21 protein-coding genes are annotated in these 26,478 nt (G+C 39.8%); 12 read left to right on the top strand and 9 right to left on the bottom strand.

The features are described 5' to 3' along the window. The first annotated feature begins 69 nt into the window (after positions 1-69). From RHS_RS29900 to RHS_RS02185, 10 genes are all read left to right on the top strand, one after another. Positions 70-7,107 carry an endo-alpha-N-acetylgalactosaminidase family protein gene (locus RHS_RS29900; RefSeq protein WP_395021022.1) on the top strand — a complete coding sequence of 2,346 codons (7,038 nt, stop codon included), beginning with the start codon at positions 70-72 and terminating at the stop codon, positions 7,105-7,107. A 234-nt stretch (positions 7,108-7,341) separates the two neighbouring features. After that, complete coding sequence (locus tag RHS_RS02225; RefSeq protein ID WP_047832211.1) at positions 7,342-8,469, top strand: substrate-binding domain-containing protein; 1,128 nt, start codon at positions 7,342-7,344, stop codon at positions 8,467-8,469. 78 nt (positions 8,470-8,547) lie between these two features. Continuing rightward, positions 8,548-10,044 carry a galactose/methyl galactoside ABC transporter ATP-binding protein MglA gene (gene mglA, locus RHS_RS02220; protein ID WP_027294051.1) on the top strand — a complete coding sequence of 499 codons (1,497 nt, stop codon included), beginning with the start codon at positions 8,548-8,550 and terminating at the stop codon, positions 10,042-10,044. A 17-nt stretch (positions 10,045-10,061) separates the two neighbouring features. Next, a complete protein-coding gene (mglC, locus tag RHS_RS02215; RefSeq protein WP_027294052.1) occupies positions 10,062-11,093 on the top strand; it encodes a galactose/methyl galactoside ABC transporter permease MglC in 1,032 nt (343 codons plus the stop codon). A gap of 56 nt (positions 11,094-11,149) precedes the next feature. After that, the gene (locus RHS_RS02210) at positions 11,150-11,329 is read left to right on the top strand and encodes a hypothetical protein (protein WP_027294053.1); all 180 of its coding nucleotides are present in this window, start codon (positions 11,150-11,152) and stop codon (positions 11,327-11,329) included. Between the two features lie 161 nt (positions 11,330-11,490). Continuing rightward, the gene (locus RHS_RS02205) at positions 11,491-13,104 is read left to right on the top strand and encodes a response regulator (protein WP_027294054.1); all 1,614 of its coding nucleotides are present in this window, start codon (positions 11,491-11,493) and stop codon (positions 13,102-13,104) included. Positions 13,105-13,115: 11 nt separating this feature from the next. Further along, positions 13,116-14,930, top strand: a complete 1,815-nt coding sequence (locus tag RHS_RS02200; RefSeq protein ID WP_027294055.1) for a sensor histidine kinase — start codon at positions 13,116-13,118, stop codon at positions 14,928-14,930. Beyond that, a complete protein-coding gene (locus RHS_RS02195; RefSeq protein WP_047832210.1) occupies positions 14,927-15,424 on the top strand; it encodes a substrate-binding domain-containing protein in 498 nt (165 codons plus the stop codon). Before RHS_RS02200 ends, RHS_RS02195 begins: the two co-directional genes overlap by 4 nt. Then, positions 15,390-15,896 carry a substrate-binding domain-containing protein gene (locus RHS_RS02190; RefSeq protein ID WP_047832209.1) on the top strand — a complete coding sequence of 169 codons (507 nt, stop codon included), beginning with the start codon at positions 15,390-15,392 and terminating at the stop codon, positions 15,894-15,896. The genes RHS_RS02195 and RHS_RS02190 overlap by 35 nt, the downstream gene beginning before the upstream one ends. 15 nt (positions 15,897-15,911) lie before the next feature. Then, the gene (locus RHS_RS02185; RefSeq protein ID WP_052377791.1) at positions 15,912-16,964 is read left to right on the top strand and encodes a galactose ABC transporter substrate-binding protein; all 1,053 of its coding nucleotides are present in this window, start codon (positions 15,912-15,914) and stop codon (positions 16,962-16,964) included. Positions 16,965-17,115: 151 nt separating this feature from the next. Here the strand turns inward: RHS_RS02185 and lexA are convergent, their stop codons facing one another. Beyond that, positions 17,116-17,739, bottom strand: coding sequence for a transcriptional repressor LexA (lexA, locus tag RHS_RS02180; RefSeq protein WP_027294057.1), 624 nt, complete (start codon positions 17,737-17,739; stop codon positions 17,116-17,118). A gap of 239 nt (positions 17,740-17,978) precedes the next feature. On the opposite strand from lexA, the gene RHS_RS02175 reads away from it, so the two are divergent. Next, positions 17,979-18,341 carry a hypothetical protein gene (locus RHS_RS02175; protein ID WP_395021019.1) on the top strand — a complete coding sequence of 121 codons (363 nt, stop codon included), beginning with the start codon at positions 17,979-17,981 and terminating at the stop codon, positions 18,339-18,341. A 180-nt stretch (positions 18,342-18,521) separates the two neighbouring features. After that, positions 18,522-19,064: a GNAT family N-acetyltransferase gene (locus RHS_RS02170; RefSeq protein ID WP_395021017.1), complete on the top strand. Its 543-nt coding sequence runs from the start codon at positions 18,522-18,524 to the stop codon at positions 19,062-19,064. A gap of 664 nt (positions 19,065-19,728) precedes the next feature. Here the strand turns inward: RHS_RS02170 and RHS_RS02165 are convergent. From RHS_RS02165 to RHS_RS02130, 8 genes are all read right to left on the bottom strand, one after another. After that, the gene (locus RHS_RS02165; RefSeq protein ID WP_044289364.1) at positions 19,729-20,106 is read right to left on the bottom strand and encodes a helix-turn-helix domain-containing protein; all 378 of its coding nucleotides are present in this window, start codon (positions 20,104-20,106) and stop codon (positions 19,729-19,731) included. A gap of 101 nt (positions 20,107-20,207) precedes the next feature. Continuing rightward, a complete protein-coding gene (locus RHS_RS02160; protein ID WP_047832208.1) occupies positions 20,208-21,542 on the bottom strand; it encodes a DUF4153 domain-containing protein in 1,335 nt (444 codons plus the stop codon). A gap of 34 nt (positions 21,543-21,576) precedes the next feature. Further along, entirely contained in the window at positions 21,577-21,786 is a 210-nt protein-coding gene (locus RHS_RS02155) for a helix-turn-helix transcriptional regulator (protein ID WP_027294059.1), read from the bottom strand. A 15-nt stretch (positions 21,787-21,801) separates the two neighbouring features. Beyond that, complete coding sequence (locus tag RHS_RS02150) at positions 21,802-22,254, bottom strand: DUF2975 domain-containing protein (protein WP_027294060.1); 453 nt, start codon at positions 22,252-22,254, stop codon at positions 21,802-21,804. Positions 22,255-22,745: 491 nt separating this feature from the next. Then, the gene (locus RHS_RS02145; protein WP_047832207.1) at positions 22,746-23,453 is read right to left on the bottom strand and encodes a DUF421 domain-containing protein; all 708 of its coding nucleotides are present in this window, start codon (positions 23,451-23,453) and stop codon (positions 22,746-22,748) included. A gap of 136 nt (positions 23,454-23,589) precedes the next feature. Beyond that, positions 23,590-24,396, bottom strand: coding sequence for an alpha/beta hydrolase (locus RHS_RS02140; protein ID WP_047832206.1), 807 nt, complete (start codon positions 24,394-24,396; stop codon positions 23,590-23,592). Between the two features lie 165 nt (positions 24,397-24,561). Continuing rightward, the gene (locus RHS_RS02135; RefSeq protein ID WP_330377192.1) at positions 24,562-25,590 is read right to left on the bottom strand and encodes a PocR ligand-binding domain-containing protein; all 1,029 of its coding nucleotides are present in this window, start codon (positions 25,588-25,590) and stop codon (positions 24,562-24,564) included. A gap of 35 nt (positions 25,591-25,625) precedes the next feature. Beyond that, positions 25,626-26,141 (bottom strand): MarR family winged helix-turn-helix transcriptional regulator, encoded by a 516-nt coding sequence (locus RHS_RS02130; protein WP_027294063.1) that lies wholly within the window; start codon positions 26,139-26,141, stop codon positions 25,626-25,628. Positions 26,142-26,478: the final 337 nt, after the last annotated feature.

The raw sequence follows: 26,478 nt of genomic DNA, 5'->3' as shown, positions 1-26,478 counted from the left end.
ATTGTGAAAGCCGGCTGCGATTGATCTGATGCTTTTTATGTTATAAATCCATCAAAGGAGAAAGAGTTTATGAAGAGAAAAAACTTAACTAAGTCACTAAGTTTTATGCTATCCATGTCTATGGTTTTGAGCTCTGCATTACCTGCTACGGCATACGCGGAAGGCAATGGAACAGAATCACAAGACGTAAATATGGAAGCGGAAGTGGTACCGGGTGGTGCCAAAAATGCGGCTGATAATGGTGTTGAAACTGAGCCGTCAGAGGGAGAAAATGAGACGGGAGAAACGAATTTAACAGAAGCAAATGATGAGTCTGATTCTTCAGAAAATGATTCAAAAGTACAAGAATCACAGTCTGAAACAGAGACAGAAATCGTTACTGAATCCGAATCTGAAGCACTGGCAGAAACAGAAACGCCTCTTGATGCAAAGCAGGAAACTACTGAGGAAAACAACAAAGGCGCTCTGGAGGATGGTATTCATGATAGCTGGGCACAGGATACTTCCACGCAAAAAGGCGGAGAAATCTGTAAAGTGGCAGATGGATACCTTCATTTAAAATCCGGATCAGCTAATGGAAATAATCCAAGTGCAACTGCTCCTCCTGCTATTTTTACAAATGGGAAAGAATATAATTTTAATGAAGCGGGATACTTTGAAGCAAATTTCAAGACAGAACAGGCAGGGAGCCTGAATCGTACCGGTATTTACATAGGATACAAAGACCAGAACCACGGTATGTTCTTTGGTTACAATGCATCCGGCTGGTATTGGCAGAAATACGGGGAAGCAACTGACCCATGGAGTCCCAATGTTGGTACCGTACCTGCTGCAGGTTCTACCGTAAAGGTTAAAGTGGAATGGACAGCGGATAAAAAGGCAACCTTCTATGTAGATGGAACTGCTTTATTCAGTGATGTGGATTTCAGCAAAATTGTAGATCAGGGAAATCAAATAGGTATTAAGGCAGGGACATTTGGAACTGAACTCACAGACGTCTATTTGAAAGACATTCATTATACTGGTCAGGCCGAAGCAGAAACATTTGCCATATCCGGTAAAGTAATGGAAAATGTGGATGGGAAAACACAGGCGGTAGAAGGTGCAACGGTAAAATTAAACGGCAAGACTGTTCAAACCGATAAAGATGGTAATTATAATTTTGCTGATGTGGCAGCCGGAAAGTATAAAGTTACCGTCACAAAAGAAGGATATCTTGTTGCTGAAAAGGAAATTACGGTAACTGAAGGTGCTGTTGCGGTTGAAAATATTGTACTGGAAAAAGCACCGGAAGTAGCCTATCGAACAATCTCCTCTGATCAAATGGATGTTGATGTGGCAGAGAAATTCCCAAGTGTTGTAAAATACACCATGAAAGGTGATTTGAAGGGAAAAGTATTCTACGGTCAGACCGAAGCCATCGATGTTATTAAAATCAATGGGACAGAAATTAAGGTAACAGAAGATAATCTGAGCGTGAAGTTTGACAAGGATAAAGCTACTTATACAATGACTTTAAAAGGACAGAATATTGATGCTGTTCTGACTGCGGTAATCGCAGTGGAAAATAATGAACTGTCATTTGACATTACGGATGTAGAGAACAAGCTGGATAATAATGAATATCCGGTTCAGACGATTGAAATACCCCACCACAGCCTGATTTCCGTAAGAAGTACCCAGAAGGGCGCAAATTTAAAGGCTGCTAAGGTATCCAGCAATACCTCCATCTCCGGTGACAGCTATGTGGATGTGAAAGACGGCATGACATTTTCTAAGGAAGATTTCATGTATGGTTTTGTATCCAATGATGAATTAAGTGCCGGATTGTGGAGTAATTCAGAGTATAACGGTACACATAAAGCGGCTTATGTTGGTTCCGGCGGATCCAGCAATACCAGAGTATGGGCGGAAACAACGAATCTGGCTGCCGGTAAATCACTGGGGCTTTCCAGCACATTATGGTATTATGACCGCAAGGTAGAACCTTCTGTGAATGGAGTGAAAAAAGCATATGTGGTAGAACATGATGCTGATGTTATGCCAAGCGCAAAAGTAGTCATTACCGGTGATGAGAATGCGGATGATCAGATTGACTGGCAGGATGGTGCAATTGCATATCGTGCAATCATGAACAATCCGTTCAAATCAGAGGAAGTGCCTGACTTAGTATCACAGCGTATCGCAATGAATTTTGGAAGTGAGGCAGCTAACCCATTCCTTACAACATTAGATGGTGTGAAACGTGTTTATCTGAATACTGATGGACTGGGACAGAGCATCATTTTAAAAGGTTACGGTTCCGAAGGACATGATTCCGGACATCCCGATTATGGTAATATCGGTGAGCGAATCGGCGGTGCCAAGGATATGAACGAATTGATGACTGAAGGTGGAGCATTAGGCGCACGTTTTGGTATCCACATCAATGCAAGTGAAATGTATCCGGAAGCGAAAGCTTTTGATGATGATTTATCCAGACACAATTTTGGCTGGAACTGGTTAGATCAGGGAATCGGTATCAATGGTATGTATGACCTTGCAAGCGACAGGCGTGAAGGCAGGTTAGATGAACTAAAGGCAAAAGTTGGAAATAATCTGGACTTTATCTACCTGGATGTATGGGGAAATAATACCAGTGGAAATGAGGATGCATGGGAATCCAGAAAAATCGCTAAACAAATGAATGACCATGGCTGGCGCTTTACCACAGAATGGGGTCCCACACAGGAATATGATTCTACTTTGCAGCACTGGGCAGCAGATCTGGGGTATGGCGGATATGCAGCAAAGGGACAGAACAGTGAAGTAATGAGATTCTTACGTAACCACCAGAAGGATTCCTGGGTTGCTGATTACCCAAGCTATAACGGAGCTGCACAGTCACCTCTGCTGGGTGGATTAAACATGACCGATTTCGAGGGCTGGAGTGGAAGAACCGATTACAGCAACTATATCAATACCACATTTACCCATAACGTACTGACTAAATTCCTGCAGCATTATAAGGTAATGAAGTGGGTAGACGGAGAGCCGGTAACTATGAAGAACGGCGGCGGAACCTTCCAGTGGACACCGGAAATGGAAATCACACTGCAGGATGACGCAAAAGAGAATACCGTTGTTGTATCCAGAGATTCCAATGATTACGCAGGAGATCTTAAGGCTTACCGTTCCAGAACAATCACATTAAATGGAAAAGTAGTTTCCAAAGGTGCACCTACCGGCGGTGACGGTTCCAATCCGGGAGATGAGACTTATCTGCTTCCATGGTATTGGGATACAAACGGCGAGATTGCATCAGAGGAAAAACTGTATCACTGGAATACCAAAGGCGGCGATACTACCTGGGAACTTCCAGGCGGATGGGAAGGCCTTGCAAATGTTGTTGTATATGAACTGACCGATGAAGGAAAGCAGAATAAAACCGTAGTTCCGGTAGCCAATGGTGAAGTAACCTTAGCAAATGTGAAAGCAGAGACACCTTACGTTGTATACCAGGGCGAACAAGGACAGCTTCCGGTAGACTGGCAGTCCACACCATATATTTATGATGTTGGATTCAACAGCGGAAGTCTGGATTCTTACTGGACAGCAGCAGGAACCGGTCTGGCTGAAATCTTCCGAAATTCTAGCGAAAACCCGATGTTAAAATTAAGCGGTGATGTATCCGTAACCAGCAAGGCTTTAACAAATCTGGAAGCAGGAAAAAAATATGCACTGTATGTAGGAGTTGATAACAGAAGCAATGCGAAAGCATATATGACCGTAAATGCAGATGGCAAGGAAATTGCTTCTAATTATACGGGACGCTCTATTGTACAGAATATCGTTTCTTCAAATCAGCATCATACGGGAAGCGGAGCAACAACAGGCGGTACCAGCTATGTTCAGAATATGTATGTATTCTTTGAAGCACCGGCAGGCGGTGAAGTTACTTTGACTCTGAAACGGGATCAAGGTGACGGAGATACGTATTTTGATGATCTTCGTGTTGTGGAAACCGGTATGGATCTTGTTAAAGAAACAGACAAGGACGGTATGGTTACCAGGTTCCAGCAGGATTTTGAAAATAATGCCCAGGGTATTTTCCCATTTGTAATTGCAGGTCCGGGCTCAGGTGCCGGCGCAGTTACCGACAACCGTATCCATCTCTCTGAGCTTCATGCACCGTATACCCAGGCTGGATATAACGCGAATGAACAGGGACAGAAGAAATTAGACGATGTATTAAATGGCGACTGGTCTGTTAAAATCAATGGACTTACCTCCAACAATTCCATGATCTACCAGACAATTCCGCAGAACTTCCATTTTGAGCCGGGTGTTACCTATAACGTCAAGTTCAAATATCAGATGGGAAGCAGGGACACCTATAAAGTAACGGTAGGCGAAGGAGAATTTGCAGGCAATACTCAGTTATACACCATGCCGGAAGCAATTGGTCAGACAAAGGAATATAGCTTCTCCTTAATCGGAGGAGAATCCGGACAGTCCTGGTTTGGTATTTATTCAACCAGTACAGCACCGGATCTGAAAGAATATGCCAGTGCAGGTGATGGAGCGAAAAACTTCAGCGGTTACAAAGATTTTATTCTGGATGACCTGGTAATTGAAGTGAGCGATATCCAAAAAGGAGATCTGCAAAAAGCGATTAACACAGCAAACACAAAATTCCAGCAGGATTACACAACTGAAACCTGGGGTGTATTTGCGGAAGCTTTAGCAGAAGCAGAAGAAGTTTTAAACAACCAGAATGCGACAAAAGAACAGGTTGAAACAGCAACTGATAAACTGACATCTGCAACTGAAAAGCTGGTTGCAATTATTGGTTCCGTCAGCGGAACAGTCAAAGATGCAGATGGAAAACCAATTGCAGACACACAGATTACACTTTCCTCCAATAACCTGGCTCCAATTGAAATCCGCACGGATGACAAGGGCAGCTACAAGTTAGAGAATATCTTTATCCGTAATTATTCTGCAAAGGTTGTAAAAGATGGTTATGCATCCCTTTACGCACAGCAGGTAACACCGGTGGCAGATATGATGACCACCTTTGATTTCACACTTCAGGTGAAAGAGATTCCGGAATACTTCAATTACTTCGAAAATGGAGTAGACAGTATTCAAAATCTGGCAGGCAATCCATCCCAGGTTGAAATCGAATCCGTGCAGTACAATGGCAGCGGCGCGCTGAAAGCCTCATTTGGCTCCGACCGCCCAAGTATTATTGACACAGCAGCACCGAAATTTAAAGACGGAATCTTTGAAGCAGATGTAACGCCTCAGGCAAGCCCGCTTCGTTTCGGCTTTGTATTAAGAGCAAATAACCATAACCAGAGACTTTATGTGGGATATGGTGATTCCGAAGGCAAATGGTTCTGGGAATACTGGAATGGCACTTCCAATAATTATTCCGGAATGTTTAGCGGTCCTATGATGGAAATCGGAAAAACAAGCCACATAAAGACAGAGTTAGTTGGTAATAAACTTTCACTCTGGGTAGACGGCACGGAAGTCATGAAAGAAGCAGTCGTAAATGGATTATTTAATGAAGCCGGATCTGTAGGATTTAACAAACGAAACGGTGGAAGCATGATCTTTGACAATCTGGAAGTAACAAGCTATGATGAGGTAGAAAACTCCAATGCAATAGAAGGTTCTATTGTTGATGAGAATGATGCACCGATTTATCAGGTAAATGTTGCATTAACAGATGCAGACGGCAATGAAATTGCTTCTACGATTACCAATCTGAACGGTATCTATAACTTTAGCAAAATTCCTTACGGAACTTATAAGCTGGCATTTACAAAAGCTGGTTACGAGGCAGGAGCAGCTGAAGTAGAAGTTAAGGCAGAGAGTTCTTCTGTTGTTGGAAAAGTGCAGATGGTAAAATCTGAGATATCAAAAGAAGCATTAACCAAGAAAATCGCAGAAGCAAAAGCGATAGAAAAAGGCGATTATACTGATGCATCCTTTAAAGCATTAACCGATGCCATTGCAGAAGCAGAAAAGGTAGCGGCAGATCCAAAAGCAACCCAGGCAGCAATCGATGCCCAGGTAAAAGCACTGGATAACGCAATAAAGAATCTGGAAGTAGAAGCACCACAGCCATCTAAGACAGAGTTAACTAAGAAAATCGCAGAAGCAAAAGCGATAGAAAAAGGCGACTATACGGATGCATCCTTTAAAGCATTAACCGATGCAATTGCAGCAGCAGAAAAGGTTGCGGCAGATCCAAAAGCAACCCAGGCAGCAATCGATGCCCAGGTGAAGGCACTGGATGCAGCAATTAAGAACCTGCAGGTCGTAACACCACAGCCATCTAAGACTGCATTAAACGCTAAGATTGCTGAAGCAAAGGCAATTAAAAAAGGCAACTATACCGATGCATCCTTTAATGCATTAACTGCAGCTATTGCAGCAGCAGAAAAAGTAGTGGCAGATCCAAAAGCAACCCAGGCAGCAATCGATGCCCAGACTGCAGCGCTGACAAAAGCAATTCAGGGATTAAAAGCAGACCCAGACAAAGAAGCAGCAGCGAAGGTGCAGGCATCTACCGTAACTGTAAAAGCGGCAAATCAGGCTTCCAGATACATTAAATTAAGCTGGAATAAAGTTGCTGATGCTGACGGATACGTAGTAATGAACGAGACCAGCAAGGGATGGAAAACAGTTAAAACAATCAAGAAAAACAGTACTACATCCTATGTATACAAAAAAGCTGAGCTTGGTAAGAAATACAAATTTGCAGTAAAGGCATATAAGAAAGCAGATGGTAAAACAGTTTACAGCAAGTATAAAAAAGTTTCCATTAAAGCAGTTCCCCAGAGCCCGGCTATAAGAGCCAAGGCATCAAAAGGAAGCGTAAAAGTAACATGGAAAAAAGTATCTTCTGTTGTAACCGGATACCGAATATACAGGAAAACAGGCAAAACCTGGAGCCGTATTGGAATTGTAGACCGCGATACCACCATTTTTAAAGATAAGAAAGTGAAAAAAGGAAAAACTTATACTTACAGAGTACGTGCTTACAGGAAATCAAATGGTAAGAATGTCTATGGTAAGTACAGCAACGAGATCAAATTGCAAGCAAAATAATCATTCGAAACGATGATCTGGATATGCCCGAAATAAAAAAGTAAGATGATAAAATAGGTCCTCATCTATAAGTTTTTATAGAAGAGGATCTATTTTTTCACTGTTTTTGCTTAAGAAATTCTATATTTTTCCTAATAAATTTGTATGGAGTATTATGGCCAAAAAATATATAATAACAACGAAAGATGAATATAAAACATGTACAAAATGTACAAAGAAAAGGGAGGACATTCCATGAGAAAGACAAAAAGATTTTTAGCACTAGGTTTAGCGGCATGTACATCAGTAGCTTTATTGGCAGGTTGTGGTTCTTCAACCACCGAATCAAATTCAACAACGAAAGCCACAGAAGCAGGTACAACTGCTGAAACAAAAGAAGCTCAGGGAGACAGAGCAAAGACAGATGAAGGAAGCGGAGATACAGCCGGGGTAAAGGAAGTAGGAGTATTTCTTTATAAATTTGATGATACTTATATCTCTACCGTTAGACAGAATCTGGAAAAGATTCAAAAAGAAAATCCGGACAAGGTTAACTTTACCTTCTATGACGGTAAGGGTGACCAGCCTACACAGAATGACAGTATTGATACCATTCTTCAAAAAGATGTGGATCTTCTAATGGTTAATTTAAATGATACCGGAGCGGCTCAGACTGTAGTGGATAAAATCAAAGCAGCGGACAAGCCAGTTGTATTCTTTAACAGAGAGCCAGTTGACCAGGCAGCAATCAAATCTTATGACAAAGCATGTTTCGTAGGTACCAATGCAAAAGATGCGGGGATTATCCAGGGCAAGATGATTGCAGACCTTTGGAGCTCAGATACAGCTAAATATGATAAAAACGGCGATGGCGTTCTGCAGTATGTAATGTTAAAAGGTGAGCCGGATAACCCGGAAGCAGTTGCAAGAACAGAATATTCTGTTAAGACAGTAGAAGAAGCAGGGATTAAAACAGAGCAGCTGGAAATTCAGGTTTGTAACTGGGATCAGTCTCTGGCACAGAATGCAACAGAAGCATGGCTTTCTAAATTAGGTGATAAGATTGAAGTAGTTATTGCAAATAACGATGGAATGGCACAGGGGGCTATCGCAGCGTTACAGGCACAGGGATATAACAATGGCGATGCAGAAAAATTTATACCGGTATATGGCGTAGATGCAACAGAAGCAGCACAGGATTTAATCAAACAGGGCTTTATGTCTGGAACAGTTCTTCAGGATGCACCTGCAATGGCAGAAGCGTTATTTACAACAGGCATGAACCTGGCTGAAGGCAAAAGTGCTATTGATGGAACAGAATATCAGTTTGATGATACCGGATATGCAATCCGTATCCCTTATCAGGAATTTACAGGCAAATAAATATGGAATAGGTAACTGCACAGTGTAGGTAATCTTCATTGTGCAGTTGCTAAGTAAAGGAAAAGTGGTGAATGGAATATGGCAGAAAAATATGTTTTGGAAATGATAGATATTGAAAAGCAGTTTCCAGGTGTAAAAGCCCTTGATCATGCACAGTTAAAATTAAGGCCTGGCACCGTCCATGCACTGATGGGTGAAAACGGCGCCGGAAAGTCTACCTTAATGAAATGTTTATTTGGTGTCTATGATGAAGATGGCGGAGAGATAATCGTAGAGGGAAAGAAGACTAAATTTTCCAATCCCAAACAGGCAATGGAAAATGGAGTTGCAATGGTACATCAGGAATTGAATCAGGTATTGCAAAGAGATGTTATGGATAATATCTGGCTGGGAAGATATCCAAGCAAAGGTGGGATTATCAGTCAGCGTTCTATGTATGAGGAAACAAAAAAAGTATTTGATAAATTAGAAATCGATGTAGATCCCAAATCAAAAATGGCGAAGCTGTCTGTATCCCAAAGACAGATGGTAGAAATCGCCAAAGCGGTATCTTACAATGCGAAGATTCTGGTATTAGATGAGCCGACCTCTTCTCTTACTCAGGAAGAAGTAGATCATCTGTTTCGCATTATTAACCGTTTAAGAGACCAGGGATGTGCAATTGTATACATATCTCATAAAATGGAAGAGATCTTGGAAATATCAGACGAAGTTACCATCATGCGTGATGGACAGTGGGTAGATACCAAATCTGCGGCAGAACTGACCACGGATAAGATCATTAAGCTGATGGTTGGACGTGATCTGACTAACCGTTTTCCGCCTAAGACCAATAAAATGGGAGAAGTCATTCTGGAGGTAAAACATTTAACCGGGAAATACCAGCCCTCCGTTATTGATGCATCTTTTGAACTTCATAAGGGAGAAATTCTTGGAATTGCAGGTCTGGTAGGATCCAGGAGAACAGAGTTAATCGAAACCATTTTCGGCATTGCCCATAAGAGCGAGGGTGAGATCCTGCTCCACGGAAAACCTGTCGATAATAAAGATTCCAGAACAGCAATTAAAAATGGATTTGCCCTTCTGACAGAAGAGCGTCGTGCGACAGGTATTTTTGGCGGTCTGAATATTCTTTTTAATAGCATAATCGCTAATATAGACCGTTATAGTAAAATGGGACTGTTAGATAACAGAAAAATGATAGAAGATACTAAATGGGTAATTGACAGTATGAATGTTAAAACCCCATCCCAAAAGACAGCAATACGAAGTTTATCCGGTGGAAATCAACAAAAGGTAATTATAGGAAGATGGTTATTAACAGAGCCGGAGATCTTACTTTTAGATGAACCAACAAGAGGAATTGATGTTGGTGCGAAGTATGAAATTTATCAGTTGATTATTGACCTGGCTGCAAAAGGAAAAGGAGTAATCATGGTTTCTTCTGAGATGCCCGAGCTGCTAGGCATCTGTGACCGTATACTAGTTATGTCAAATGGACATGTGTCGGGAATTACAAATACTGAAGAGCTGGATCAGGAGCGGATTATGGCTCAGGCAGCGAAATATGTTTAAGAACGGAAGGTGCAGATATGGAAAAATTAAAAACAGAAGGAAAGAAATTTAACGTTGGAGAATTTCTCATAAAATACGCGTTATATATTGTATTGATACTAATGATCGTTTTCTTTATCATAAAAGAACCAAGCTTTTTATCACTTGGTAATTTTACGAATATACTCAGCCAGGCTTCTACAAGAGCTATTCTGGCGTTAGGGGTTGCAGGGTTGATCGTACTACAGGGAACGGACCTTTCTGCCGGCCGTATCTTAGGTCTTACAGCGATCATTTCAGCATCTTTGCTGCAGTCAACTACATATGCAGCAAGAATGTATCCAAACCTTCCGGCATTACCGCTGTTTGTTCCTCTGCTGGGTGCAATTGCGGTAGGAGTTATATTTGGATTAATCAATGGGTTTGGTGTTGCTAAGTTGAAGGTACATGCATTTATAATTACTTTGGGCACTCAGTTAATAGCATATGGTGTATCTTGTCTTTATATTGATCGCCCGCCGCTTGGGGCACAGCCGGTTGCTAATCTTGATCAGCGATATATTCATTTTGTAACGGGCGGTTTTCAAATTACCAGTGAATTTAAGATTCCATATCTGGTATGTTATCTGGCAGTAATTGCAGTAATTATGTATATCATCTGGAATAAGACAAAGCTTGGAAAAAACATGTTTGCAATTGGCGGTAATCCGGAGGCAGCTGAAGTGTCTGGAGTTAATGTTGTAAAAAATATTATGATTATCTTCATGATTTCTGGTGTGCTGTATGGAATTGCAGGTTTCTTAGAGGCTGCTAGATCAGGATCGACAACCAGCAACACTGGATTAAATTATGAGCTGGACGCAATTTCAGCATGTGTGATTGGTGGGGTTTCCTTTACAGGGGGTGTGGGAACCATTCCAGGTGTATTGATTGGAGCAACTCTATTACAGGTTATCAACTATGGACTAATTTTTATCAGCGTAAGTCCATACTGGCAGTATATCATTCGTGGTTTAATTATTATCGTTGCCGTATCATTGGATGTACGTAAATATCTTGCTAAGAAATAACAAAATGATACATTGAGGAAAAGGATCAGAACTTATGGAGGAGTAAACATAAAGATATGGAAGAACAAATAAATGATTTATCATCAGCAGAGCAGCAGGATGATATAGAGCAAAAGAAAACCGTGCGAGACTGTCTCTATGGCAGAATAAATGTTTCGCTAAAAACTATGGACAGGATTATATTCAGCCTGGTTCTGGCAATTATAGCGGCACTAATCTGTGGGATTATATTTTAACATACAAAGGAATTTATATTAGCATTTTCAATTATTAATATGCACGCGAAAAAGATGCGTAATGGAAAGAAAAAATTCCTTTACGCATCTTTTTATGTTATAATAACAAAATAATTTCGCGTTAATTTTCAAATAAAAAAATATATTTTTTAGGAGTGTATATGGACTTATATAAGGTGATTATAGCGGACGATGAAGCAGAAATCAGGGAGGGGATTATCCGTAAAATTGATTGGGCAAAGTATGGTTTCCAGGTGATTGGAAGTGCGGAAAACGGCAAGGAGGCTCTGGATCTGGCTGAAAAGCTTCAGCCGGATGTGATGATGACAGACATTATGATGCCCTTTATGGATGGACTTGAACTGGGAAAAGCTTTGCGCAAGAAAAATCCGTCTACGAAGCTGATTGTATTTTCCGGTTCTGACGATCTGGAATATGCCCACAAAGCAATTTCTATTAATGTAGTAGAGTATGTACTTAAACCTGTGAATGCAGAGGATATGGGAAAAATATTGACAAAGCTCAGGCTTTCTCTGGATGAACGGTATGAAAGTATGAGAAATCTGGAGAATCTCAGGCAGCATTATATGGACAGTCTTCCGGTTATCCGGGAGCAGTTTTTAGTCAGCCTTCTGGAAGGGAGGGTTACCCAGGAGCAATTTAACCGCAGTGCAGCCATGGCGGGAATTAATGTAGATGCCACAGGATTTATCGTCTGCCTGATTCAGATTGAAAAGGGGGTTTTGGAAGAGTCGGTAGAAAATATCTTTAAAAATCATGATGATGCTCTTATTCCTATCACGATCAAACATCTCGTAGATGAGGAAATTAGAAAATACTGTGATTTTACAAGTTTTTTCTATGGAGATATTATTGCAATTATCGTCAATGCCAGATGCAGAGAAGAAATCTATGATCTGATTTCCGGAATTGATGAGGTATGCAGGGAGTCCCAGAAAATTTACGGGCTTGTGATATCCGGTGGTATCAGCCTTATGTGCCATGAGCCACAGACCTTACGCTACGCCAGAAAAGAAGCGCAGTCTGCTTTGGATTACAGACTGGTTCTGGGGTCTGGAAGAGCTATTTATATCGGTGATGTGGAACCGGATACTTCTGTGCTGCTGCAGTTTAAAGGTCAGGATGAACATGCGATAGTCACTGCTATAAAAATGGGAAAAAGAGAAGACATTATAGAAAAAATTGAAGAGGTATTTGCCAAGTTCGGTGATACGGTTTTGGAAATAGAGCAGTATCGGATTTATTTTATGGAAATTAAGATTTCCCTGCTGCGTCTCTGCCAGACTTATGGCTTAGATCTGGAAGAGGCATTAGGTGAAAACTTTAATAACGACAATCAATTGGAAAAACTGGGTTCCATGGACAACCTGCAAAGATGGGTACAGGAAATCAGCCTGCGGATCAGCAGTATGATAAAAAGTGAGCGTGTTCATACGTCCAGTTATATGGTGGATACGGCAGTACAATATGTACGGGACAATTATGCCGACAGTGAGCTGACTGTAGAAAGGCTCAGCGAACTCCTTCATGTCAGTCCTACTTATTTTTCTACGATTTTCAAAAAGGAAACCGGAAGCAGTTTTATCGGGTATTTGACAGAAACCAGGCTGGAAAAAGCAGTGGAACTTTTGAATACAACCAACGACAAGAGCTATCAGATTGCAGAAAAGGTAGGATATCTGGAACCAAACTATTTCAGTTATGTGTTTAAGAAAAAGTTTGGTGTGTCCCCATCCAGATACCGTAATACCTAATAGAGGTTGCTATGATTCCAATAATTAAAAAGTACATATCTAAAGCAAAAAAATGGTACCAGAAAAAAAGCATTCAGAACATGCTCTCCATTTATTTTACACTGCTTTCCGTAGTTGGAATGGTATTGATTGCTGTGCCCCTCTATCTGAATTTTACCAATACGGCAGAGCATATGGTGGAACAGGAAAACAAGCATGTCATTGACCAGACGAATCAATTTCTGGATACTTATTTGAGAAATATTATGAATGTCTCCAATTCTGTTTATTATCAGGTAATTAAAAATGCGGATCTTGCCAAAGACACCATTGTAGAGCAGCTGGACCTGCTTTACAACACCAACCGGGAACAGCTGGTGAGTATCGCTATTTTTAATCTGTTCGGAAAGGTTGAAGCTGCAGCTCCCTTATCTAATCTCAAAGAAAATATTGATCCTAGGGATGAGGAATGGTTCAGAAATGCGGAAGCTCAGATTGAAAATCTGCATTTTTCAAAACCCCATGTACAAAATCTGTTTAATGATCCGGATAACCGATACCGCTGGGTAGTATCGATGAGTAATGATGTTGAAATCACGAAGAATGGCAAAAGGGAAAATGGCGTCTTGCTGGTAGATATGAATTTCAGCGGAATTGAGCGGGTGTGCCAAAGTGCAAATATCAGTGATTCCGGATATGTCTATCTCATGGATGCAGATGGAGAGATTATTTATCATCCAAAGCAGCAGTTATTATATTCGAAATTAGAGAAAGAATCCAATGTGGAAGCAGCAGGGTTAGATGATGGAAACCATACGGAGATCTTTCAGGGCGAAAAGCGTCTGGTAACCATAAAAACCGTAGGTTATACCGGGTGGAAACTGGTGGCAGTTACGCCCCTTACAGAAGTTGTGGCAAAATATTCCCAGATCCGGATCTTTGTTCTGTTTATCTTTTGTTTTGGATTATTCGTATTAATATTTGTCAGCCTTTTGGTATCCGCCAGAATTGCAAACCCCATTAAGCGCCTGGAAAAATCTGTTAAGAAGCTGGAAAAAGGAGATTTGAATGTAGAAATTACAGCCAGTGGTCCCTACGAGATTATGCATCTGGGCAAGACGGTGCGTTCTATGGTAGAACAGATGAAGAAATTAATGGATGACATTGTAGTGGAGCAGGAACAGAAACGTAAAAGTGAACTGGATGCGCTGCAAACCCAGATTAATCCCCACTTTTTGTACAACACGCTGGATTCTGTCATCTGGATGATTGAAAATGAACGTTATGAAGGAGCAATTACCATGGTTACCTCCCTTGCGAGACTGTTTCGGATAAGTATCAGTAAAGGGAAGTCTATTATCACGGTTAAAGACGAGTTAGAACATGCCCGCAACTATCTCACCATACAGAGCATCCGTTATAAAAATAAGTTTACTTATGAGATTCAGGCGGAGGAAGAGACTTTGCAGCTGGCTACTATGAAGCTGATTATTCAGCCTATGGTGGAAAATGCCATCTATCACGGAATGGAATACATGTTAGAAGATGATGGGGGTAAGATTGTCATTAAGTCTTATATCAGGGATGAGGATCTCTTCATAGAGGTATGTGATAATGGTATCGGAATGGCTCCGGATGTACTGGCAAGCCTGCTATCAAGGGAACAGCGGGTAAGGAGCAGAGGCTCCGGTATCGGAATGAATAACGTGCATGAAAGAATCTGTCTGTATTTTGGCAGGGATTACGGCGTACACGTAGAAAGTGAAGCGGATGAAGGGACAAGGGTGACGATTCATTTGCCAAGGATTCCGATAGAAGAGATCGGTCAGGAGGGAGGAGCATTTTGAAAAAGAAATATTATTTTCCTGTCTTCATATTAGGAGCAATTTTATTTTTCAGCCTCTATATCTTATCCCGGGAGACAAATGTAAAAGAGATTCCGGTGAAAAATATCTCCGTTATTACAAGAGGAAAGCTGAGTGAGAGCTGGGAGAATTTTAAACAGGGGGCAGAGCAGGCAGGAACAGATCTGAATGCAAATATCCGCATGATCAGTCTGGGGAATGAGGAAGCGAATAAACTGGAGGAACAAATCGAATTACTGGAACGGGAAGTGAATTCCGATGCAGATGCCATTGTTATCGCTCCTGTGGATCATGAGCATATGGCAGAATCTCTGGCTAAAATGAAAAGAAATATCCCGGTGGTTCTTGTGGAATCGAATGTGGATTCCAAGCTGCCTTATGAAGTTATTGCCTGTGACAATAAGAAGATGGGAACTGCATTGGCAGAAGAAGTGATGCGACATGGAAATTTCCGTAAAAAAAGTGCTTCTGATTAACGGAGACATTTCCTGCAGCAGCGTTTTAGACCGGGAGGCAGCATTTCGGGATACCATGAAGATCAGTTATAATGAGATACTGGAATGGGAGCAGGCGGACTACAGCAGTGAAACCATCTTAAACTATCTGCGAACAAACAATGTGGATGTGATTGTGGCGTTCGATACGGAAATACTGGAAAATGCCGCAAAGGCTTTAAAGGAATATGAAGATCAGTATCCGCCGCAGCTTACAGAGCTGTATGGTGTGGGAAGCAGCAGCAAAGTTATTCGTTATCTGGAAAATGATAACATTGTCAGCATTGTTGTCCAGGATGATTACAGCATGGGGTATCTGGGAGTGAGGGATGCCATCAATGCAATCAACGGCAGGGAAGAAAAAGAAAGAACAGAAATTGCATTTAAAATTGTGGATCACGAACACATGTATTCAGAAGAGAATCAGAGGTTACTATTCCCTTTTGTAAGGTAAATCAGGAGAGAGATTATGAAGGTGAAAAAATTATTAATGGAAGCAGCTATGGTCATTCTTTGTCTGGCTGGATGCAGTACGCTGGCAACAGAACAGAAAAAGGAGCAATTGCCGGAATTGAAAATAGGTGTATCGGTCTATTATCAGGATGATGTGTTTATTGAATCGATTATCAGCCGATTGAAAGAATCGGTAAAGAAGATGGAAAAGGAAGAGGGTTACAACATTACTCTGAATATCGTAGACGGTCAGAACAGCCAGACTTTGCAAAATGAACAGGCTGATAAATTCATCTCTCAGGGATATGATGTGATCTGCATGAATCTTGCTGACCGGACTGCAGCAGCTACGATAATTGACAAGGTTAAGAATGCGGATATACCGGTTATTTTCTTTAACCGGGAGCCGGTTAGCGCGGATATGAAGCGATGGGATAAAGTTTATTATGTAGGTTCCAGACCGGAGGAAGCCGGAACCATGCAGGGTGAAATCGTTTTAGAACAATATCTAAAAGACCCGGGAAGCGTAGACCGCAACCATGACGGCAGGATTCAATATGTTATTCTGGAGGGAGAACAGGGACATCAGGATAGCCTGATCCGTACTGAATACTGTCTGAAGCCATTGTTAGACAATAATATCGTGCTGGAGAAGCTTGCCAATGCCACTGCAAACTGGCAAAAATCCCAGGGGGAAGAAAAAATGGGAGGTTGGCTGGAAGAATACAAAGATAGGATAGAAGTAGTCTTCAGTAATAATGATGAAATGGCTCTAGGCGCAATATCTGCAATTAAAAAGGCAGGATATGAAGGGAAAATCCAGGTTGTGGGGGTAGATGGAACAGAGTCTGCAATCAAAGCGGTAGAAAATAAAGAGATGCTGGGAACGGTTATCAATGACGCAAGAAAACAGGCTGACAGTATCCTGAAACTGGCTTTTAATTCCGGTTCCGGTCAGGGGGTAGGGATGGTTAAAGAACTACAGCCGGATAACTGTGTACGTATTGGACATAAAGTGTTTGCACAATGGTCAGTGCAGCAGGATACAGAAGGAGAGTCAGTGGAATAACGTAATAATGTTTGGTAAAAAGAGGGAGCTATACACCGATGATATAATTATTACTGACCTGTAAAGGTTCAGTTTATCATTCAGTGAAATAGCTCCTTTAAATATGTAAAAGTTAAGTTGTTCCTTATAAATAGAAACGAAAATGCATGATTTAATGAATGAAACGGAAAACTCCAATTACTTTTCCCTGTATACAAAGTCCGTCATTTTCAACGATTATTGGCTCCATTGTATCATTTTCCGGCTGCAGGCGATAGTACCCATCTTCTTTATAATATGTTTTTACTGTAGCAGAGTCATCTATTAAGGCAACCACGATATCACCATTTTGTGCGGTGTTCTGCTTTTGTACGAGAATCTGATCACCATCGAAGATGCCGGCATTAATCATACTTTCACCTTTAACGGTAAGCATAAAGGTCTGTGCATTCGGCATAAACTCGGATGGGATAGGAAAGTAGCTTTCTACATTCTCCACTGCAAGGATAGGCTGGCCGGCAGCGATTCTTCCAACAATTGGAACATTCACAACCTCACGTCTGACCATATTAAAATTGTCATCGAGTATTTCAATCGCCCTTGGCTTCGTAGGGTCACGTCGGATATAACCGTTTTTCTCTAATGTTTCCAAGTGGGAATGAACAGAAGAGGTCGACTTTAAATGTACTGCCTCACAGATCTCCCGAACTGCTGGTGGAAAACCACGGTTTAAAATTTCATTTTTTATATATTCTAATATTTCAGCTTGTTTTTTAGAAATTTTGCCATATGCCATATTACACATACCTCCTAATACATCTATTTTCCTTATACTATCATATTTTTGTGCAAAATGCAAACAAATGTTTAGAATACTTGTTCGTAATTTTGTCGAAACAGTGTTGACAAACGTCTGTTCTTGTAATATAATGTCAGTAAATCGAACACTCGTTCGTAACAAATGTTCGGACAAGTTTTTTGTATAAAATAATCAAAAATGAATACAATCAAGTGTAGAAGGGGGATTTAGTTATTATGGGAACGAGAGAGAATATGCATTCTATGAAAAATGAAATGATAAAGTTATTATTTGACCGCAGAGTGATTTTAAGTCTGGCTTCGTTAGTAATAGCAGCAATGATCTTAATTGCCTGCAATAGCTTTATTGTCAGCGCAAGCAGCAAGACAAAACCACAGACATACAAATACTATACAGAAGTCCGTATAGGACATAATGATACATTATGGGGTATAGCAAATGAATATATTACCGATGATTATGATTCTGTAAATAGCTATATAAACGAAGTATTGAATATTAATTCTATGTTAACAGAAGATGTGCATTATGGACAAAGGATAGTCGTACCTTATTACTCAACAGAATTAAAACAATAGAGGAATCAGTTCTTCCTAATAGAGATATTAGAACATAAAAGCATTATAGTAACAACGTAAAAGAGCCCCAGTTGGCCGTCGAGTATTTTTTCTCGGCGGTTTTTTTTAAAATTAATGTACCATATTGTGGTATACTGGTAGGAAAATAGGTAAATATTCATAGGAGTAAAGAAAAATAATATGGAGAAATCTTGTAATGACAGCAAAAACAGAACGTATGTTCAAGTGGGTGAAAATATCGAATATCATTTTGAAAAAGTAACGAAATCAAATTTACAGGACATACTGAATTTGCATCTGCCAGAAGAACAGAAGCATTTCATAGAAACCCCGTTGGAATGCCTAAAAGAGGCGGAAGAATTGAATGATTGGCAGCCACGGGGAATTTACTATAGAGACCAGCTAATCGGGTTTACCATGTATGGAGAGATTTTATCGGAAAAACGTGTATGGATGGACCGATTATTAATCGATCACAAATTTCAGGGGCAAGGTCACGGAAAAAAAGCTTTGTCTAGCCTTATTGCGTATTTGTTCCGGAAATACTCATGCAGCGAAATTTATCTGAGTCTTTATCCGGATAACCAGCGGGCATTCACTTTATATGAAAATTTAGGTTTTAAGCTTAACGGAGAGCTGGATACGAAGGGTGAACTGATTATGGTTTTGGAAAAAAGAACATGGCTGTATAATTTAGAAAACGAAAATAGACATTATTTATAGATATTCGGTAATATAGGAATTAACCGGATATTTTAGAAGCAGATGGGAGTTAGAATAGTTAAGCGGACAAATACAGTTTTTTCCGACTAACTAACAAGGAAACAATGTATAACCGGCTATTTATATTATTTTGCCTGATCACCGTGGTTTTTAGTTTAAGTTAATATTTTGGTCCTTATGTATATTGTTCATACTCATTTTATAATTTATTTATGTTATTTCATTGTATCTGTTTATGCTTGTCTTATCATGATATTTTAAAATGATATTATTATAGGTTTACGTTGATAAATCATTTTTGATATACCATAATAATCAATATATTTGCCAACCTTATTATGGTATATCTTTGTAAAACGTGTACTTCGGTAAAATAATTGACTAGCCCGCAACATCACATTACACCGTCTTGCAGTGTGAAAAATATATCCTGCGTCTATATTGAGATTTTAAACTATATGGACTACTTGTTTTAATTAATAAATATCCGATTACTCGCCAGGATCTTTCATAGATAAATTTCTTGTATGTACTCTTCTGTCAATTTACACCTTGCAGAACGTGTGTTCGAAAAAGCTTGCGATTTTAATTATTTATTATTTATCTACAGTATTAAAATTCCATCAATTAAAGAGTAATTCTGTCTAATTACTTATATGGTTCTTTAATTAACAGTGCTATGTGTCTGGTTTTCCGCTGATGCAAACTTTTCCACTTCATATTTTAATACCCAGTTACACATTTCTAATAACATTGGAAGCAGATCGTATCCCTTTTTGCTTAATGAATATTCTACTTTAGTAAGAATTTTTGAATTTTCTGTTCGGATGATAAGTGCATCTTCTTCCAGTTCTTTTAACTGTTTGGTCAATTTGTTGTGCGGAACATTTCCCAGTGCATTTTTTAATTCATCATAGGATAAAATTTTGTTTAAGCCAAGTATATAAAGTACACGCATCTTCCATTTACCGCCGATCATATTGACTACCTTTTCAAAGTATTCATAGCCCAGTTTTTGAACCGGACAGTCTTCTCTATCCATGGTTTCTCTCTCCTTATTACAATTTTAATAATTTTATTACACAAAACGAATTAAATCTTCGATTCTTAAAAGGGGGTATATACAACTTATTATTTAGTTTCTTATAACATATTAAAGTTTGCAATATATTGTTGGACAGGCAGGATACATAGAAAACAAAATAGAATTGCTCCAATAATAATTGCTAGCCGGATGATTGGAATCCTCTTCCACTGCCATATTATAGTCATTAGAAATACTGCGGTCAGCCAAATCATAAAGACACTTGTCAGTATCCGCTTTACCGTAAGGCCGTACACAGAAATATATAAGAACATTTTACTCATTGCTGTTGCAATCAAAAGCAGGGTCAGAACGGAAAGGATTACATTTATCCATCGTAAAATCCTGTTATCGCACTTTTGTGTTTTGCTGAAAGCGTTTGCTCCGAGGATAATCAGTACATTGATGACTGCAATAATGCATAACTCGAAGAATCCCTGACGGGCATATTGGGCATAGGTAAAATATTCGGGGCGTATCCCGGCAAATGCTGAAAATAAATAACTGCTTTGTAATCCGATAAATAACCCATAGGATATACAAACTAATAGGACCGCTGTATCAATGGCAGTATCTGCGATACAGTGAGTCTTTATCATTATTTTACTGATGGAATCCATATGAAAATGATCCGTATTGCGGTGATAAAGGCACCCATATATAAGTCCAAACATATAAGCTGATATAGGTAATGATAACACAAAACGAAGAATATTTGCAAATAAATGTCGGTAAAAATAATCTCTTGTTTCAACTAATAATTGTCGGAAACCACTATCTGCACTTGAGAGTAACGGAAGCACGACAGCCAGAACCGGAATGGCAATACAAAGCCCTAAAGCTGCCGAAATCACCTTATTTCCTGACCTGGATTTTCGGAGTGCTGATTTTAGTACGCGAAACTGGCAAGTGAAGTTATAGAAGGGGATAATAATGAATGCATTCCATAAGTCGAGCATTACCCATTCACTGGATTTATTTTCCTTAAGTAGTATTCCGGTTACGGAAAGTGTCCAATACGCGGCAATCACGATTAGTGCCAGTATCTGAATGACTCTCATAACGCTCCAAAAACCATAGGGAATTCCCACACCCAGCAGAATAGCCAGCCAAAAGAAACTTTCCTTCGCAGGTCTTTGTTTGCGGGCAAAGACGTATGCCAGAACTCCGATAACATATGCTATCGTGAACAGTGCTATATTGCGGTTAAAATTAAGAAATGACGAAAAAACATATACAAGGCCATAGCCGAGTATCAGATAGGTTAACGCAAATCCTTTGTCTTTACCATCGGAAATAAGGGGTTTTGATTCGTTTACCGTTGATATTTGATCTAAAATAGACGCACTTTCACAAGGCAGGCCGCTTTGGCTTACCATTTCTTGATTTTCCATATAAAATAAACCTCCTCTGTACGATTACGTACGGTTATTCTTCTTCCAGGAACTCCAGAATATCACCAGGCTGACATTGTAATGCTTTACAAATGGCTTCCAATGTCGAAAAACGGATTGCTTTTGCTTTTCCATTTTTTAAGATTGACAGGTTAGCCGGTGTGATCCCAACTTTTTCAGCAAGATCTCCGGAACTGATTTTACGACGTGCCATCATCACGTCAAGATTTACTATAATAGCCATACCGGCACATCCCTTCTATATGGTATAGTCATTTTCTTCTTTAAGTTCGGCAGCCTGGGCAAATACATTTTTAATCACCCTTAGAATCAGGCTCATGAATAAAGCCATAACAGCCAGTACCCAAAATGGTGCAAAGTAAAATCCACTTAAGAGATAAATCATACCTGCTGCCAGACAGCACCAGGAAAGGTGACGCAGGCATTTTACATTGCATTTTTCGAATACAATGTCTTTACGGATATTGTTTAACAGACAATGTAAATTGTACAGTGCAACTGCTACAAATACCGCAGATGTGTATACCGTGATTAAAAATAAAGTCAGTTTATTGTCTAAGTACGGCCCCACTGTCTTTATAAATATCCCAAACAGCCATGGAGCGCCAATGCAGCCTGCAATCAGGCAGAGAGAAAATAACAGTACACAGATTCTGGACAGCGCCAGACTCTTGTCTTTGTTCCAGTTCATTTGATTGCCTCCTTTTACAATATAATTAGATAAAATGATTTTATAAGTCATTACTTCTTAAGCTGTTTGTATTATAGCATGGTAAATATTGATATTCAAGTATAATTTATCGTTTTTCGATATATTTATATTGCTATACATAAAAATACGCACTTGATTGCAGTTTGATTACTCACCTGTAAGACGAGATGCCACTTTGTAAAGTGAAAGGCCATCTTTGTAACTGACAATTAAATATTTGTAAACGAAATGCCACTTTTGTAATTGAAATACATGATTTGTAAACCAAACGCCATTTTTGTAACTGAAATGCAGTTTGATTTTTGCTTTTATTGTCGTATGATAATAAAAATAAGTATGCCAAAAAGAGGTCGACTCCCTCTCGATTTTTTTGTAATCGGAGAATCCACCCCTAACTTGTCCCTTTCGTCTGTACTCTTCATATCAATTCATGGTTTACTCCTATTGCTCCCTTTAGGTAAAACAGCTGATTACATTAAAGAAGAACGTTTGCTATTGTTGTTGTGTTTGGGAAGAATTGTTAAAATCCCGGAGTCGCTGAGTGTAGCCAGGGTTATTTTTTTAAGATCCTGGTATCCCTGCCTATCCAGTTCTTCCATCAACCATACCTGGTCTTTACCATAAGGCGCCAGATTGTGCTTCATGATCTTTCCATCAATAATGATATTTGCCCGGAGGGAATCATCCTTAGCCGGAAAGGAAAAATCGGAGGATTTCGGTGGACGTGCAAAGTCTTTTGGCATTACAGAGATACTGCCTTCCGGCTCAAGAATGGCATATTGAACTTCACTGATATCAAAATAACCCTGAGTGCGAAGCTGGCTTAACAGTAAATTGATGTCAAATTTGGCCTGCTTTAACCCATCGTATTGTATGAGTCCATTTGCAATAAGAAAAATTGGCTTACCAACTAAGATCCTCCTCAGCGTAATGCTCTTTCTGGAATAGAAAGAAAGCAATATGGAATGAAGAAAAAAAATAAGGATAGAAAGAATACCGTAAAAAATAGGTACCGTATGATCGATTGTAAGCTCTCCAGCAAGTGTTCCGACTACGATTCCTGCAATATAATCATAAAAGGTCATCTGCGCAATCTGTTTGGCGCCGCTGATCTTTGTCATAACTGATAAAATGATAATTGTCAGGACGCTTCTGAAAAGTAATTCCCAGATATCCATGATATCGCATCCTTTCGTTAAGTAGGTTTATTTACTGCACAAAAGTATTGTAACCGTTATACGGTATCGTATCCATGAGATTTCCGTTATAAAAAAAGAACTGTTTGAGGTTTTCAAACAGTCTGTTTTTTATGTGTTACATATGTTTAGCTGTCCAGGCTAATATCTCTGCAATAATTTCATCTTTGCATGGTTCATTTAAAATTTCATGGCAAAGATTTGCATAGATTTTAAGGGTTTTGTCCTTAGAAGCAATATCTCCGAAGAAGTCACGGGAATCTTTTTCGCTTACCAGTCCGTCACAGCATCCATGGAGTATAAGAACTGGATCTGTAAAGGATGTTCCGTTTTGGGAAAGCCAGGTGACACCTTCACCCAGGCTGTTAAACAGTGCAACAGAAATTTCCTTTTCAACCAAAGGATCCTTATCATATGCTTCGATAACTTCCGGATCACTGCATACGCCGTCCCCAAGGTTATTCGGCAGATAGGTATCTTCCGGTATCGTCATAGGAAGATCGCCCGCCAGTTTATGGTTATATCTTGTCAAAGCACCGGACAAAATGATTCCCCTTGCCTTGCCGGGATATCTGGTGGCGAAGGATGCCGTGGCATAGCCGCCCATGCTGTGACCAATTACAAATAGAGGAAGTCCGGTATTTTCTTTGGCTGCCATCTCTGTTACGGCATTCACATCATCACTGATCTGTGTGTACTTATTGTAATAAACTCTTCTGCCTTCCGATCTGCCATGTCCCCGATGATCAAAGCGGTACACACAAAATCCATGATCATTCAGTTTCTGTGTGACGTAATCATATCTTCCAAGATGCTCACACAGCCCGTGTACGATGACAAAGACACCTATTGGATGTTCAACTTCGTTCTTTACCATAAATAATTTTGTCCCGTCAAAAGAGATAAATTCCATTTCTTTTTTCATGTAGTGCCCTCCTTTTGATTTACAAGTTCTTTCTGATGATCCTATTATAACAGGTCACTATCGTAATTACATTGGATAACGATGACCTGAAATGATGAATCTGAATGGTAAAATGATGCACTGAGCAGTAAAATATGTAATATAATGTTCTTACATGAAAAACAATCAGCCTTTACAGTAAGTGCGGTACACAGCCGGAGTTACGCCTACATACTTTTTAAAGGATTTTATAAAATAACCGGCTTCGCTGTAGCCCAGTTCATCACTGATTTCGGAAATGGGCGCATCCGATGATTCCAGCAGAGCTTTTGCCCATTCAATTTTTAACCTGGCCGTAAAAGAAGAATAACTCTCTCCCACTTCTTTTGTGAAAAGTCTGCTCAGATAGCTGGAACTGACATTGCAGTATGCAGCCATGTTTTTCAAAGAAGGCGATTCTCCTTTGTGGTGGTAGATGTAATCAAATGCTTTTATGATAATGCTGTTTGTGGAGACAGGAACATCACATCCGGCATTCTCTATATTTGAATTCAAAATTACATTAGATAGAGCTGCTTTCATTTTACGGGCGGATTCCATCGTATAATGAGCGCCAGGAGGCTCCTCCAGGATTTCCTGGTGTCTGTTGACTACAGTTTCATACATTTCTATAATCTGTTCTTTGTGAATTGCTTCTTTGACCATATAATTACAGAGAAAATAAAGCATCATAGCAATCATCTGCATACGCTCATAGGATAAAAATGGGATTTCGTTATAGAGTTGTCGGAAATTTTCTTTTGCTTCCTCGATAATTCTGGGGTTGGCGGGACTGAATATCTTCTCCATAAAGCTGTCATCTTTATGAATGGGCAGACGTACCTGTCCAGCCATTACAGCACCCAGGTATTTGTCATTCACAATAATGGGGATAGCAATATCAACTATAGAGAAATGGCATTGGTATATATAGGGCTCATTTATCCGTACCGCTTCCAATCCGCCTCTGGAATCACACTTTTGACAGAATTTGCCCAGTGTCGGATCGTTCCGTACCTTTTTACAAAATTCATGGCAGCAGCTATGTTCTGTTACCGGTACACCTTTGTAATCCACGGTAAGGATTGCCATGTTTGTCACCTCAGCCAGGGAGCGCTGCAGGTTCGTCCATTGTTCCATATCGAAGATCTGATCAATGGCAAGTAATTTATTCATAATACACGGTCCTCCTTTAAAATCATCTACCTGCACTATTTATGGTTTTTTCCAACCGGAATTAATACCTGGGGTGTTTTTACTTCTTTCTCCTGATCCAGCCAGATGCCTGCTTCCAGCATTCGGGCTACGACGGGGAGATATTTTTTCGGAAGTCCTTCTCCGGCACGGAACATTTTCGAGAAGGATTTTTCATAGATATAATTGGAGTAATTCTGATACAGGCGTCGTCCATGATCCGTTACCCGGATAATAATATTTTTCCGGTTGCCCTCCAGATAAAACTTTTCCAACAGATCCTTTTGCGTTAATTTATTTACCAGTTTTGTGAAAGCACTGGGACTGATTCCCAGCCTTCCTGCAATTTCAGACATGTTCAGATTGAGTTCCTCATTTTCCAGTAAATATTCCAATACCTGGATTTGTGAAAATGAAATCGGAATACTTGTTCCATAATAATCCTCTTTGTTATAAATTGAAGCATATACATTTGCATACTTAATCAATTTCTCCACAAATGACCGGTATTCTCCCATCCATTCCAGTTTCATAAAACCACCTCCCCCAAAATTAATTTTCATTCATAAATAAAATAATTTCCAAAGGAAACTATAATCTTTACGTTAAGAATAATATAATTTGGGAAAGAAAACAATAGTTACTTATTCACAGAAATGAGTCTGTAGAATTAGCCATATTTACAGCCTGTTTCTTATGAGTATGCCGATTTCCATGTAAAAAAACCTTGTTAAGAATGGTCCGCCTATTGCAGGGGAGTCTTCTTCACAAGGTTTTTGTATGGGATCATTTCATTGGAGTTTCTGGTTCATGTATGGGATCATTTCATTGGAGTTTCTGGTTCATGTATGGGAATCGGTACTTCTGTTT

The organism is Robinsoniella sp. RHS (assembly GCF_001029355.1).
GTDB classification, from domain to species: Bacteria; Bacillota; Clostridia; order Lachnospirales; family Lachnospiraceae; genus Robinsoniella; species Robinsoniella peoriensis.
Note: the sequence above shows the minus strand (reverse complement) of the source record. Positions and strands in the feature narration are given on the sequence as shown.